This window comes from Tepidimonas aquatica (genome assembly GCF_007556585.1).
Lineage (GTDB): Bacteria > Pseudomonadota > Gammaproteobacteria > Burkholderiales > Burkholderiaceae_C > Tepidimonas > Tepidimonas aquatica.
Genome location: NZ_VJNA01000024.1, coordinates 1 through 11,722, shown reverse-complemented (window position 1 = coordinate 11,722; position 11,722 = coordinate 1). Strand labels below are relative to the sequence as shown.

12 protein-coding genes are annotated in these 11,722 nt (G+C 69.8%); 7 read left to right on the top strand and 5 right to left on the bottom strand.

Annotated elements, in window-relative coordinates; all coding sequences use genetic code 11:
• Nucleotides 1-9: 9 nt before the first annotated feature.
• Nucleotides 10-456, top strand: coding sequence for an acyl-CoA thioesterase (locus Taqua_RS09475; RefSeq protein WP_144326437.1), 447 nt, complete (start codon nt 10-12; stop codon nt 454-456).
• 225 nt (nt 457-681) lie between these two features.
• Here Taqua_RS09475 and Taqua_RS09470 read toward each other — a convergent pair whose 3' ends face one another.
• The gene (locus tag Taqua_RS09470; RefSeq protein WP_185969603.1) at nt 682-2,256 is read right to left on the bottom strand and encodes an AmpG family muropeptide MFS transporter; all 1,575 of its coding nucleotides are present in this window, start codon (nt 2,254-2,256) and stop codon (nt 682-684) included.
• A 94-nt stretch (nt 2,257-2,350) separates the two neighbouring features.
• Between Taqua_RS09470 and Taqua_RS09465 the strand changes: the two genes are divergently transcribed.
• Nucleotides 2,351-3,196 (top strand): M48 family metallopeptidase, encoded by an 846-nt coding sequence (locus Taqua_RS09465; RefSeq protein ID WP_144326436.1) that lies wholly within the window; start codon nt 2,351-2,353, stop codon nt 3,194-3,196.
• Nucleotides 3,197-3,238: 42 nt separating this feature from the next.
• Here the strand turns inward: Taqua_RS09465 and Taqua_RS09460 are convergent, their stop codons facing one another.
• Both Taqua_RS09460 and Taqua_RS09455 read right to left on the bottom strand, forming a co-directional pair.
• Nucleotides 3,239-3,877: an MBL fold metallo-hydrolase gene (locus Taqua_RS09460; protein WP_144326435.1), complete on the bottom strand. Its 639-nt coding sequence runs from the start codon at nt 3,875-3,877 to the stop codon at nt 3,239-3,241.
• Nucleotides 3,878-3,901: 24 nt separating this feature from the next.
• Nucleotides 3,902-5,650 (bottom strand): GspE/PulE family protein, encoded by a 1,749-nt coding sequence (locus Taqua_RS09455; protein WP_144326434.1) that lies wholly within the window; start codon nt 5,648-5,650, stop codon nt 3,902-3,904.
• Between the two features lie 175 nt (nt 5,651-5,825).
• Here Taqua_RS09455 and Taqua_RS09450 point away from each other — a divergent pair, with 175 nt between their 5' ends.
• The gene (locus tag Taqua_RS09450) at nt 5,826-6,611 is read left to right on the top strand and encodes an SDR family oxidoreductase (protein ID WP_144326433.1); all 786 of its coding nucleotides are present in this window, start codon (nt 5,826-5,828) and stop codon (nt 6,609-6,611) included.
• Here Taqua_RS09450 and Taqua_RS09445 read toward each other — a convergent pair.
• A complete protein-coding gene (locus Taqua_RS09445) occupies nt 6,608-8,068 on the bottom strand; it encodes a sensor domain-containing diguanylate cyclase (RefSeq protein ID WP_185969602.1) in 1,461 nt (486 codons plus the stop codon). The two genes, Taqua_RS09450 and Taqua_RS09445, sit on opposite strands and share 4 nt — an antisense overlap.
• A 157-nt stretch (nt 8,069-8,225) precedes the next feature.
• A complete protein-coding gene (locus Taqua_RS09440) occupies nt 8,226-8,699 on the bottom strand; it encodes an Lrp/AsnC family transcriptional regulator (protein ID WP_132962229.1) in 474 nt (157 codons plus the stop codon).
• Nucleotides 8,700-8,834: 135 nt separating this feature from the next.
• Here Taqua_RS09440 and hppD point away from each other — a divergent pair, with 135 nt between their 5' ends.
• The 4 genes from hppD to Taqua_RS09420 all read left to right on the top strand — a co-directional run.
• On the top strand, nt 8,835-9,938 hold the full coding sequence (gene hppD, locus Taqua_RS09435; protein ID WP_144326431.1) for a 4-hydroxyphenylpyruvate dioxygenase: 1,104 nt from the start codon (nt 8,835-8,837) through the stop codon (nt 9,936-9,938).
• Nucleotides 9,939-9,959: 21 nt separating this feature from the next.
• A complete protein-coding gene (locus tag Taqua_RS09430; RefSeq protein ID WP_144326430.1) occupies nt 9,960-10,268 on the top strand; it encodes a 4a-hydroxytetrahydrobiopterin dehydratase in 309 nt (102 codons plus the stop codon).
• Between the two features lie 28 nt (nt 10,269-10,296).
• Nucleotides 10,297-11,187: a phenylalanine 4-monooxygenase gene (gene phhA / locus Taqua_RS09425; RefSeq protein ID WP_144326429.1), complete on the top strand. Its 891-nt coding sequence runs from the start codon at nt 10,297-10,299 to the stop codon at nt 11,185-11,187.
• Between the two features lie 92 nt (nt 11,188-11,279).
• On the top strand, nt 11,280-11,722 hold a 443-nt coding region (locus Taqua_RS09420; protein WP_144326428.1), incomplete at its 3' end, for a single-stranded DNA-binding protein.

Here is an 11,722-nt window from a genome sequence, read left to right as displayed (position 1 = left end):
ATTCGGGGTATGGACACAAACCGCATCGTACCGCCGGGCACGCCGTCGCCCGGCTTGCCCACCGACAAAGAATTGGTGCTGCGCGTCATCCCCATGCCCGCCGACGTCAACGCCAACGGCGACATTTTTGGCGGCTGGGTCATGGCGCAGGTGGATCTGGCCGGCTCGGTGCTGCCGGCACGCTTCATGGGCGGGCGCTTCGCCACCGTGGCGGTCAACCAATTCGTCTTCAAGCAGCCGGTCAAGGTCGGGGACCTGCTGAGTTTCTACGCCGACGTCGAGCGCATCGGCCACACCTCGGTCACCGTCAAGGTCGAGGTGTGGGCCGAACGCCAGCGCCCGCAGTACCAATGCGTGAAGGTGACCGAGGCCACACTGACCTACGTTGCCATCGACGAGCAGGGCCGCCCGCGCCCGGTGCCCAAACCTGCCAGCGCCCCCGCCGCTGGCCACTGAGACGCCGTCGCGCCCACCCCAGGGGCCACGGCCCCAAAAAAAGAGGGCCGCTACGGGGTTGGTCCGTGGCGGCCCCAAGTCCATCAGGACGTCGTTGGGATCGGTGCCGCTGCGCCCGCCCCAACAACACCCTCGATCTGCCGCACGGCAGGATCGAGGGGTGGGTGCGTGTGACAGCGCTCAGGTGTTATTTTGATCGTTTTCGGGGGGGGGGCTGCCCATCCCCTATTTGGGGGAGGCGTCGGCCACCGCCGCGCCCCAACGGCGGCGCACCAGCGCCACCAGCGCCAGCACCGGCACGCCCAGCAGCGTCGTCAACACAAAAAAGCCCGGGTACCCCAAGGCATCCACCATCGCGCCGGCGTAGCCGCCCAGTGCCTTGGGCAGCAAGGTCATCAGCGAGCTGAAAATGGCGTACTGCACCGCCGTGAAGCGCACCTGCGTCAGGCTGGACAAAAACGCCACGAAGGCCGCGCTGGCCACCCCGGCGGCCAGGTTGTCCGCCGCCACCACGGCGTACAGGCCGGCGCGCACCGGCCCGGCCAGCGCCAGCGCCACGAACCCCAGGTTGGTCAGCGCCGCCAGCACCGCGCCCCACCACAGCGTGCGCAGCACCCCCCAGCGCGTGGCCAGCACCCCGCCAACGAAGCCCCCCGCGATGCTGACGACGACGCCAAACGTCTTGACCGCCGCCGCAATGTCGGGCTTGGAAAAGCCCAGGTCCTGGTAAAACACGTTGGCGATGACGCCCAGCACGATGTCGGCGATGCGGTATACGCCGATGAGCGCCAGCAGCAGCAACGCGTCGCGCGCCCCGTGGCGGGCAAAAAACGCCTGCACCGGTTCGACCCAGGTCTGCAGCGCCGCCGCCCGGCTGGCCAGCCCCGCGCGCACCAGCAGCGCCCCGACGCCAAAGGCCGCCACCAGCGCCACCCCCAGGCGCAGCGCCTCCAGCAGCAGCGCCGGCAGGGCGGTGGCGTCCGCCCACCCCAGCGCTTCGTACACCGCTCCCAGGCCGGCAAACGCCGCCACCAGCACCGCCACCGCGGCGGCAAACACCGCCAGCAGCCGCGCGTGCTCGGCGGCCGGTTGCGGCGGCACGTCCACGGGCTGCGCCGGCTCTGGCGCCAGCAGCGTCGTGACGACCCCCACCAGCATGGCCGCCGCGGCCACGGCGTAGGCCGCCGCCCACGCGGGGTAGGCGTAAGCCCCTTTGGCCGAGCCCCAGGCCGCGGCCAGCACCAGCACGCCGGCGCCGGTGACGATCATGCCCAACCGGTAGCCGGCGATGTACGCCGCCGACAACAGCCCTTGCCGCTCGGGCGGCGCGATTTCGATGCGCCAGGCGTCGATGACGATATCCTGCGTGGCCGCCATGATCCCGAGCAAGGTGGCCAGCAGCGCCATGCGCACCAGCGCCGCCGGACCCGCGGCCGGATCGGTGGCCGCCATGCCCGCGATGGCGCCGATCACGCCCAGTTGCGCCAGCAACAACCAAGCGCGGCGGCGCCCCAGCCGCCGCGTCAACCATGGCAGGGGCAGCCGGTCCACCAACGGCGCCCAGACAAACTTGAACGAGTACGCCAACGCCGCCCAACTGAACATCGTCACCGCGCGGCGCTCGACACCCGCTTCGCTGAGCCACAGCGACAGCGACGAGAAGATCAGCAGCAACGGCAAGCCGGCAGCAAACCCCAACGCCAGCATGGCCACGAGCCGCCAGTCGCGCCACAGGCGCCACCACGGTGGCGCGGCGCCGTCGGCAGCGGGGGAGGCGTGGGCAGCAGGGGCGTTGGGCATGGGTGGGCACACAGAGGCAGCGCAAGAGGAGAGGGCGGCGGCATACCACGGGGGTGGCCGCGCACACGCCCGCCATTGTGCCTATGATGTGCGCATGTGCTGGATGTGCATGGCGCGACGCAGCCCGCTGGCGCGGCGGGGTTTTTTGCAAGGGGCGGCCACGCTCGGCCTGGGGCTGGCGTGGTGGCCGCCCGCGCTGGCGCAGGTGGACGTGGGGCCGCCGTCCAAGCTGCGCACGCTGGTGCCGGCGGACCAGTTGGAAGCGGCCGCCGCGCAGCAGTACGCCCAGTTGCTGGCCCAGGCCCGCGCCAAAGGGGCGCTGGCCCCGGTCGACCACCCCCAGGTGCGCCGCCTGCGCGCCATCGCGCAACGGCTGGTGCCGCACGCGCTGCCGTGGAACGAGCGCGCGCGCCAATGGCGCTGGGAAGTCAACCTGATCGGCAGCAAGCAGATCAATGCCTTTTGCATGCCGGGCGGCAAGATCGCGTTTTTCACCGGCATTTTGGATCAGCTCGAGCTCAGCGACGACGAGGCGGCGATGGTCATGGGGCACGAAATGGCGCACGCGCTGCGTGAGCATGCGCGCGAGCGCATCGCCAAGACGCAGGCCACGGGGTTGGGCCTGTCGCTGGGCGCGCAGCTGCTGGGGCTGGGCGACCTGGGGCGGCTGGCTGCTGACCTTGGCACGCAGCTGCTCAGCCTCAAATACAGCCGCGACGACGAAACCGAAGCCGACCTGGTGGGGCTGGAGCTGGGCGCGCGCGGCGGCTACGACCCACGCGCCAGTGTGCAGCTGTGGCGCAAGATGGCGCAGGTCACCGGCAACAACGGGGTGGAGTTTTTGTCCACCCACCCCAGCGGCCCCAGCCGCATCCGTGACCTGCAAGCCAACATCCCCAAGGTCGAGGCGCTGTACGAGCAGGCGCGCCGCGCCGGCTGACGCCTGCGGGCGAGCGGGTGTGCGCCCGCACCGGGGCGCGCGTCAGGTGCCGCCGACAAAGGGATTGGTGCGACGCTCGTGGCCAAAGGTGCTCTCGGGCCCGTGGCCGGGGATGAACACCGTGTCGTCCCCCATCGGCCACAGGCGTTGCGTGATGCTGTCGATGAGCTGCTGGTGGTTGCCGCCGGGAAAGTCGGTGCGGCCGATGCTGCCGGCGAACAGCACGTCGCCCACGAACGCACGCTTGGCCTCGGGGCTGTAAAAGACCACGTGCCCGGGCGTGTGACCGGGGCAGTGGCGCACCTGGAGCGTGCACTGGCCCACCTGCACGGTGTCGCCATCGTGCAGCCAGCGCGTCGGTGCAAACGGCTGCGCTGGGGCAAACCCGAACATGCGCGCCTGCTGCGGCAGGCCGTCGATCCAGAATTGGTCCCCCGGGTGCGGGCCGATGATCGGCACCCCCAGGCGCTGCGCCAGCTCGCCCGCCCCGCCGGCGTGGTCGATGTGCGCGTGCGTCAGCCAAATGGCACGCAGCGTCAGGCCCCGACGTTCGGCCTCGGTCAGCACGTCGTCGAGGTCACCCCCCGGGTCGATGACCGCGGCGTCACGCGTGGCGTCGCACCACACGAGCGAGCAGTTTTGGGCAAACGGTGTGACGGGGATGGTGACGTAGCGCAGCATGGCACCCATTGTAGGCAGCCGGCGTCAGACGTTGGTCGCCGCGATCACCTCGGCCAGGTCGGTTAGGCCCGCCAGCACCTTGTCGATGCCGTCCTGGCGCAGCGTGTGCATACCGGCGGCCAAGGCGCTGGCGCGGATGTCGCCGGCCGGGCTGCGGTGGCGGATGTGGTGGCGGATTGCGTCGTCACTGAGCATCAGTTCGTACAGCCCAAGCCGGCCCTTGTAGCCGCGCCCGTCGCAGGCCGGACAACCTTGCCGGTCGTAGGCGCGCACGATGCGCCGCCCACCTTCGTCCACCCCGTACTGCTGGCGCCAGCGGTCGATTTGCGCGCCCACGTCGGGCGCCTGGCCCGGCGGCGTCGTCGGCTCCAGGTAATGCACGGCCAGGGTTTCGAGTTCGTCATCGCGCGCCGGCCGCGTGCGCACGCACTGTTTGCACAGCCGCCGCACCAGCCGCTGCGCCAGGATGGCCAGCAGCGAATCGGAAAAGTTGAACGGATCGATGCCGATTTCCAGCAGCCGCGTGATGCTCTCCGGCGCGCTGTTGGTGTGCAGCGTGGACAGCACCAGGTGGCCGGTCAGCGACGCCTCCACCGCGATGCGGGCGGTTTCCTCGTCACGCATCTCGCCGATCATGATGACGTCGGGGTCGGCGCGCAAGAAGGTGCGCATGGCCGCCGCGAACGTCCAGCCGATGCGCGGGTTGACCTGCACCTGGCGCAGCCCCGGCTGGGTGATTTCGATCGGGTCCTCGGCGGTCCAGATCTTGCGGCTTTCGGTGTTGATGTCGGCGATCAGCGAGTGCAGCGTGGTGGTTTTGCCGCTGCCGGTGGGCCCGCACACCAGGATCAGCCCGTAGGGCTTGAGCGCCATGCGCCGCAGCGCCGCCAGGTCGCGCGCGGCCAGCCCGATGGTGTCCAGTGGCATCGGCTTGGAGCCTGCCAGCAGGCGCAGCACCACGTCTTCCAGGCCGCCGGCGGTGGGCACGGTCACCACGCGCAGCTCGGTGCGTGGCCCGCCGAAGCGCGCAAAGTCGATCTTGCCGTCCTGCGGCTTGCGGTGCTCGGAGATGTCCATGCCCGCCATGATCTTGATGCGCGCGACCAGCGCGTGGCGAAAGCGCGCCTCGATCTCGAGGTACTTGACCAGCTCGCCGTCAATGCGCAAGCGCACGCGCACGGGCTTCGGGGGTGGCTCGGTTTCGATGTGGATGTCCGACGCCTTGTGCGCGATGGCCTCTTCGATGATGGTGTGCACCAGCCGCACCAGCGTGTTGTCGGATTCGCTGACCACGTCGGCCTGCGGCTCCGTGCCCACGTCGGCGGCCTGCTGCAAATCGGCCAGCAGCTCGCGCGCCGCCGGCCGGGCCCGCGCCCCGGCACTGGCCTTCGTGGCCAGGTCGGGTGTGGGCGGCGCGGGCGGCTGGTCGTACGCGCGCGACAGCACCGCGGGCAGCGTGCCCGCGGCGGCCAGCACCGGCACGATGCGCCGCTGCGTCAAAAACCGCAACTCATCCAGCAGCGCGTGGTCCAACGTGTCGGCCATCAACACGGCCAACTCCTCCCCCCGCAGCGCCAGCGGCACCACCGACTCGCGCTCGGCCAACGCGCGCGGCGCCAGCGGCAGCGCGGCGGCGTCGAACGCGTAGTGCGTGGCGTCGACGACACAGTGCCCCAACCAGGCGGCGATGGCTTGGCGCAGCTGGGACGCCCCAACCACGCCACGCTCCACCAGCAGCTCGCCCAGCGGACGCGCCTGCCCGGCGCGGCCCACAGTTCAGCCGCCGTACGCGGCTGCACGGCCGCGGGCAGGGCCGAGCCGGGAGGGTGCAGGACATCGGGCGAGTCGAGTTCCATGGCATGCGCCTCGTGGGTCAACAACCCCCATTGTGCCGACAGATGGCCACGTCGCGCTACCGCCCAGGCACTGGCTGGGCCACAATGCGGTCATGGACACGCCTGCACAACCTTCCCCCCGCATCGCCCTGGTCACCGGCGCCGGCAGCGGCATCGGGCGCGCTTGCGCGCTGGCGCTGCTGGCCGATGGCTGGACGGTCTGGCTGGCTGGCCGGCGCATGGTCGCGCTGCAAGACACGGTGACCCAGGCTGCCCACAGGCACGGCGCGGCCGCCGCCGCGCGCGCCCACCCATGGCCAGCCGACGTGGGCCAGTCTGATGAGGTCGAGCGCCTGTTCGCCGCCATCCGCAGCACCCACGGGCGGCTGGATCTGTTGTTCAACAACGCCGGCGTCTTCACCCCGGCGGCCACGCCCGACGCCACCACGCTGGACGATTGGCACCGCAGCGTGCAGACCAACCTCAACGGCGCGTTTTACTGCCTGCGCGCTGCGTTTGCGTTGATGCGCACGCAGTCGCCACGGGGTGGGCGCATCATCAACAACGGCTCGATCTCGGCGCACGCACCACGGCCGGGCTCGATCGCGTACACCGCCACCAAGCACGCCATCACGGGCCTGACCAAGGCGGCGGCGTTGGACGGGCGGGCCTTCGACATCGCGGTCGGGCAGCTCGACATCGGCAACGTGGCCAGCGACATGACGGCCGCGATGGCGCAGGGCGTGCTGCAGGCCGATGGCAGCGTGCGCCCCGAGGCGCGCATGGACATGGACGCGGTGGTGCAAACCTTCATGACGATGGCGCGGCTGCCGCTGCAGGCCAACGTGCTGTTCGCCACCGTGATGGCCACCAAAATGCCCTTTGTGGGGCGGGGCTAGCGGCGCGTCAGCGCCGGAAACGGCGGCAGCGCCGCGGGGGCTGGTGGCGGCGCTGTGGGATCCAGCACGACGCGGTCGCGTCCCCCATGCTTGGCCGCGTACAGCGCGCGGTCAGCGCGCTGCAGCAGGGCATCGGAATCTTCAGCCGGCAAGGCCACGGCCGCCCCAATGCTGACCGTCACCGTCCGCACCGTGCCGTCGGGCAGCGCGTAGGGCTGCCGGGCCACTTCGTGGCGCACGCGCTCGGCCACGGCCTGCAGTTGCTCGAGGCTCACCTGCGGCAGCACGGAGGCAAACTCTTCGCCCCCCAGCCGGCCCAGCACATCGCTGGGCCGCAGCGCCGCGCGGCAACGTTGCACGAAGGCGATCAGCACGGCGTCACCGGCGGCGTGGCCGTGGGTGTCGTTGACATCCTTGAAGTGGTCCAGGTCCAGCATCAACAGGCCCAGGCCCGCACCATTGCGGCGGTTGCGCTCGATTTCACGCTGCGCCTGCTCGATGAACAGGCGCCGGTTGGCCACCCCGGTCAGCGCATCGTGGGTGGCCACGCGTTCCAGCTGCGCGCGCAGCTCGATGTCGGTGGTCACATCGGTGGCGTTGCCCACCACGGTCTGCAAGCGACCGTCGTCATCGAACACCGGGGCCAGCACGCTGCGGTGGTAGCGGATGCTGCCGTCGCGGTGCCAGACACGGTAGGTCAGCGGCGGCAGCACGCGCCGTTCGCGCAGCGTGCGCGCTAGGCAATCCTCGCACAGCGGCACGTCCTCCGGATGCACGAAGGGTCGGAAATCGCGCCCGATGACTTCGTCGGGCCGATGGCCCAGCAGGGCCTGCCAACTGGGCGAGACGTAGGTCAACCGCCCCTCGGAGTCGATGGTGTAGAGGATCGACTGCGCGTGTTCGGTCAGCAGACGGTGGCGGCGCTCCGCGGCCTGCAGTGACAGCATCAGTCGGTGGCGGGTGTTGATGTCTTGGTCGCATCCCTGCAGCCCGACGGGGCGACCTTGGGCATCGCGGCGTACCACGACGGTGGTGCTGACCCACACCGGTTCACCCTGCGCGGTGACGACCAGGTTGGGCCAGCGCACCAGCGGCCGCCCCGTGCGCAGCACGTCGGCCAGCCGCTGGGCCAGCGCGTCACGGTGGTCGGCGTCACGGGTGTCGGCAACCCGCCGCACCCCCACCAAATCGGTGGTGGTCACCCGCATCAGGCGCGCCGCGGTGTCGTCCACGCGCGTGAACACGCCGCGCGTGTCGGCTTCCCACAGCGCCACACGCGCCGCCTGCAGCACCTGCGCGACGGCCTGGGAGACCTGCTGTTGCTGCGTCAGCGCTTCGGTGGCGGCCCCACAGTCGCGCAGGGCGCGTCGCCACTGCGCCACGGCCCACGCGGCCAGCGCCCACCCCAGCACCAACAACGTGGTCGCCAGCACGGCCACGGCGATGGGTATCGTCACGCTGCACTCCCCCAAGGGCGGCCGTTGGTGCTCAGCCGCTCAGCCTCCGTGTCGGACCAACGCATTGGTCCGCCACCCTCGTGGTGCGTGTTGTAACACAGCCCAGGCGGGACTGGGGATAACGCGACGCCAGGTCGGCGCGGCGGCGTGGCCGCCACTACGACAGCGGCAAGGCACTGGTGCACTTGATTTCGTCCAGGCACACGCTGGAGCGCACGCCGTTAACCCCGGGCAGTTGCGCCAGGGTGCCCAGCAAAAAGTCCGACAGCGCCTTGAGGTCGCGCGCCACGACCTTGAGCACGTAGTCGAAGTCGCCGGTGACGGCGTAGCACTCCTGCACCTGTTGCATGCTGCGCACCAGCTCGCGAAAGCGGTCCACCTCGCGGATGTGGCCGCGCTCCATCGTCACGTGCACGAACGCCGTCACCCCCAGCCCCAACCGCGCGGCGTCCAGCCGCGCCTCGTAGCGGCGGATGTAGCCCAGCTCCTCCAGCCGGCGGTGGCGCCGGTTGCACTGCGCCGGCGACAGGTGCACGGCCTCGGCCAAGGCCTGGTTGGTCATGCGGCCGTCTTCCTGCAGCCGGGCCAGGATGCGGCGGTCGGTGGCGTCGATCGGATCGGCGTGCAACATCATCACATCAAATGAATAGAAGGCGCAATATCGTTGCACAACGCAGGGTTTCCCGCAAGGCACGATGCAAACCCATTGTGCCCGCGCGGGCATAAGCTGCGGGTTTTCAATCGCAACACTGCAGGAGTCGCGACCATGGCCGACCTTTTCGACAACCCGATGGGCTTGTGCGGGTTCGAGTTCGTCGAATTCGCCGCCCCCACCCCGGGCGTGCTGGAGCCGCTGTTCACGGCGCTGGGCTTCACGCTGGTGGCGCGTCACCGCTCCAAGGACGTGGAGCTGTGGCGCCAAGGCGGCATCAACTTCATCATCAACCGTGAGCCCAAGAGCTTGGCGTACTACTTTGCGCAGGAGCACGGCCCCAGCGCCTGCGGCCTGGCGTTTCGCGTCCGGGATGCGCACAAGGCCTACTACCGCGCGCTGGAGCTGGGCGCGCAGCCCATCGACATCCCCACCGGGCCGATGGAGCTGCGCCTGCCCGCCATCAAGGGCATCGGCGGCGCGCCGCTGTACCTGATCGACCGCTTCGAAGACGGCAAGAGCATCTATGACATCGACTTCGAGTTCCTGCCTGGCTTCGAGGACCCGGCCAACCGCCACCCGGTGGGCCACGGCTTCAAGCTGATCGACCACCTGACGCACAACGTCTACCGCGGCCGCATGGCCTATTGGGCGCAGTGGTACGAGCGGCTCTTTAACTTCCGCGAAATCCGCTACTTCGACATCCAGGGCGAGTACACCGGCCTCAAGAGCCGGGCGATGACCGCGCCCGATGGCCTCATCCGCATCCCGCTCAACGAAGAAGGCGGCTCCGGCGGCAACGGCCAGATCGAAGAGTTCCTGATGCAGTTCAACGGCGAAGGCATCCAGCACATCGCGCTGCTGACCGACGACATCCTGGCCAGCGTCGACGCGCTGCAAATGGCTGGCGTGCCGCTGATGGACGCCCCCAACGACATCTATTACGAGATGCTGGAAGAGCGCCTGCCGGGCCACGGCGAGCCAGTGGCCGAGCTGCAAGCGCGCGGCATTTTGCTCGACGGCAACACCACGGGCGGCGACAAGCGGCTGCTGCTGCAAATCTTCAGCCGCCCGGTGCTGGGGCCGGTGTTTTTCGAGTTCATCCAGCGCAAAAACGACGAAGGCTTTGGCGAAGGCAACTTCAAAGCCCTGTTCGAAAGCCTGGAGCGCGACCAAATCCGCCGCGGCACCCTCAAGGTGGAAGCCGCAACCGCTTGACCCCCCACGAGGATCACGACGATGACCAAGCTCGAAGGCGCCGCCCTGACCGCCGCCCTGGCCCAGGTGCCTGCGTGGACGTTCGATGCCCAGCGTCACGCCATCCGGCGCGCGCTGCGCCTGGCGGACTTCAACGCCGCCTTCGGGCTGATGACACGCGTGGCCCTGGAGGCCGAACGCCGCAACCACCACCCGGAGTGGAGCAACGTCTACGACCGGGTGGACATTGTGCTGACCACCCACGACGCTGGCGGCCTGACCGAGCGCGACATTGCGCTGGCGCGCTTCATCGATGCCGCCGCCGCGGCCCTGGGCGCGCGCGACGCCTAAAAGCCGCGCCCCCACGAGGAGACCCACCATGAACGCCCCCCAAACCGCCCTGCACGGCTGGGCGGCGGGCGAGGCTGGACGCCCCGCCAACCCCGACTGGACCATCCCCCAGCGCTGGGAGAGCTACACGCCCAAAGAGCACGCCACCTGGGCCACGCTGTACCGCCGCCAAATGGCGCTGCTGCCCGGGCGGGCTTGCGAGGCCTTCATCGACGGCATGCGCCGCCTACCGATCGAGGCCGACCGGATTCCGAACTTCGAGCAACTGTCCGAGGTGCTGATGCGCTCCACCGGCTGGCAGGTGGTGGCCGTGCCGGGGCTGGTGCCCGACGAGGTCTTTTTCGACCACCTGGCCCACCGGCGTTTTCCGGCCGGGCAGTTCATCCGCCGCGCCGACCAGCTCGACTACCTGCAAGAACCCGACGTCTTTCACGACGTCTTCGGCCACGTACCGATGCTGATGCACCCGGTGATGGCCGACTTCATCCAGGCCTACGGCGTGGGGGGCTTGCGCGCGCAGCGCCTGGGCGCGCTGGAGATGCTGGCGCGCGTGTACTGGTACACCGTCGAGTTTGGGCTGGTGCGCGAACAGGGCGCGCTGCGCATCTTTGGCGCGGGCATCGTTTCGTCGGCGGCGGAAAGCGTCTTTTGCCTGGCGTCAAGCTCGCCCCACCGCATCGGCTTTGACCTGCCGCGCGTGATGCGCACGCGCTACCGCATCGACGACTTCCAGCAGACCTACTTCGTGCTGGATCGGCTGGACGACCTGCTGCGGCTGGCCGAGATCGACTTTGCGCCGCTGTACCAGCAAGTGGCCGCCCTGCCCGCGCTCGCACCCGACGCGGTGCTGCCCGACGACGCCATCATCACCCGCGGCGACAGCCACCACCACCGCGCGCGCCCGCCCCAACCGGCCTGACGCCCCGCTCCCCCGCACGGGGGAGTGCGCCGGGCGGCCACGCTGATGCACAATCGGCCTATTGCGATCACCGCTCGAGCAAAGGCCCCCTCATGGCATCCGTCAACAAAGTCATCCTCGTCGGCAACTGTGGCCGCGACCCCGAAATCCGCTACCTGCCCTCCGGCCAACCGGTGGCCAGCGTCAGCATCGCCACCTCCAGCCGGCGCAAAGACCGCAACACCGGCGAAGTCGTCGAAGACACCCAGTGGCACCGCGTCACCTTCTACGACCGCCTGGCCGAGATCGCCGGCGAGTACCTGAAAAAAGGCCGCCCGGTCTACGTGGAAGGCCGTCTGAAGTACGGCAAGTACACCGGCCAGGACGGCATCGAGCGCAACACGGTGGACATCATCGCCACCGAGCTGCAACTGCTGGGCAGCCGCGAAGGCGGCAGCGCCCCGATGGACGACGGCAGCGGCGCCCCACGCGCCGCCCTTGGGGGAGTGCAGCGTGACGATACCCATCGCCGTGGCCGTGCTGGCGACCACGTTGT

What these genes read in the sequence shown, in the direction of transcription:
- Taqua_RS09475 (WP_144326437.1), top strand. Translation starts at nt 10, where the DNA reads ATGGACACAAACCGCATCGTACCGCCGGGCACGCCGTCGCCCGGCTTG.
- Taqua_RS09470 (WP_185969603.1), bottom strand. Translation starts at nt 2,256, where the DNA reads ATGCCCAACGCCCCTGCTGCCCACGCCTCCCCCGCTGCCGACGGCGCC.
- Taqua_RS09465 (WP_144326436.1), top strand. Translation starts at nt 2,351, where the DNA reads ATGTGCTGGATGTGCATGGCGCGACGCAGCCCGCTGGCGCGGCGGGGT.
- Taqua_RS09460 (WP_144326435.1), bottom strand. Translation starts at nt 3,877, where the DNA reads ATGCTGCGCTACGTCACCATCCCCGTCACACCGTTTGCCCAAAACTGC.
- Taqua_RS09450 (WP_144326433.1), top strand. Translation starts at nt 5,826, where the DNA reads ATGGACACGCCTGCACAACCTTCCCCCCGCATCGCCCTGGTCACCGGC.
- Taqua_RS09440 (WP_132962229.1), bottom strand. Translation starts at nt 8,699, where the DNA reads ATGTTGCACGCCGATCCGATCGACGCCACCGACCGCCGCATCCTGGCC.
- hppD (WP_144326431.1), top strand. Translation starts at nt 8,835, where the DNA reads ATGGCCGACCTTTTCGACAACCCGATGGGCTTGTGCGGGTTCGAGTTC.
- Taqua_RS09430 (WP_144326430.1), top strand. Translation starts at nt 9,960, where the DNA reads ATGACCAAGCTCGAAGGCGCCGCCCTGACCGCCGCCCTGGCCCAGGTG.
- phhA (WP_144326429.1), top strand. Translation starts at nt 10,297, where the DNA reads ATGAACGCCCCCCAAACCGCCCTGCACGGCTGGGCGGCGGGCGAGGCT.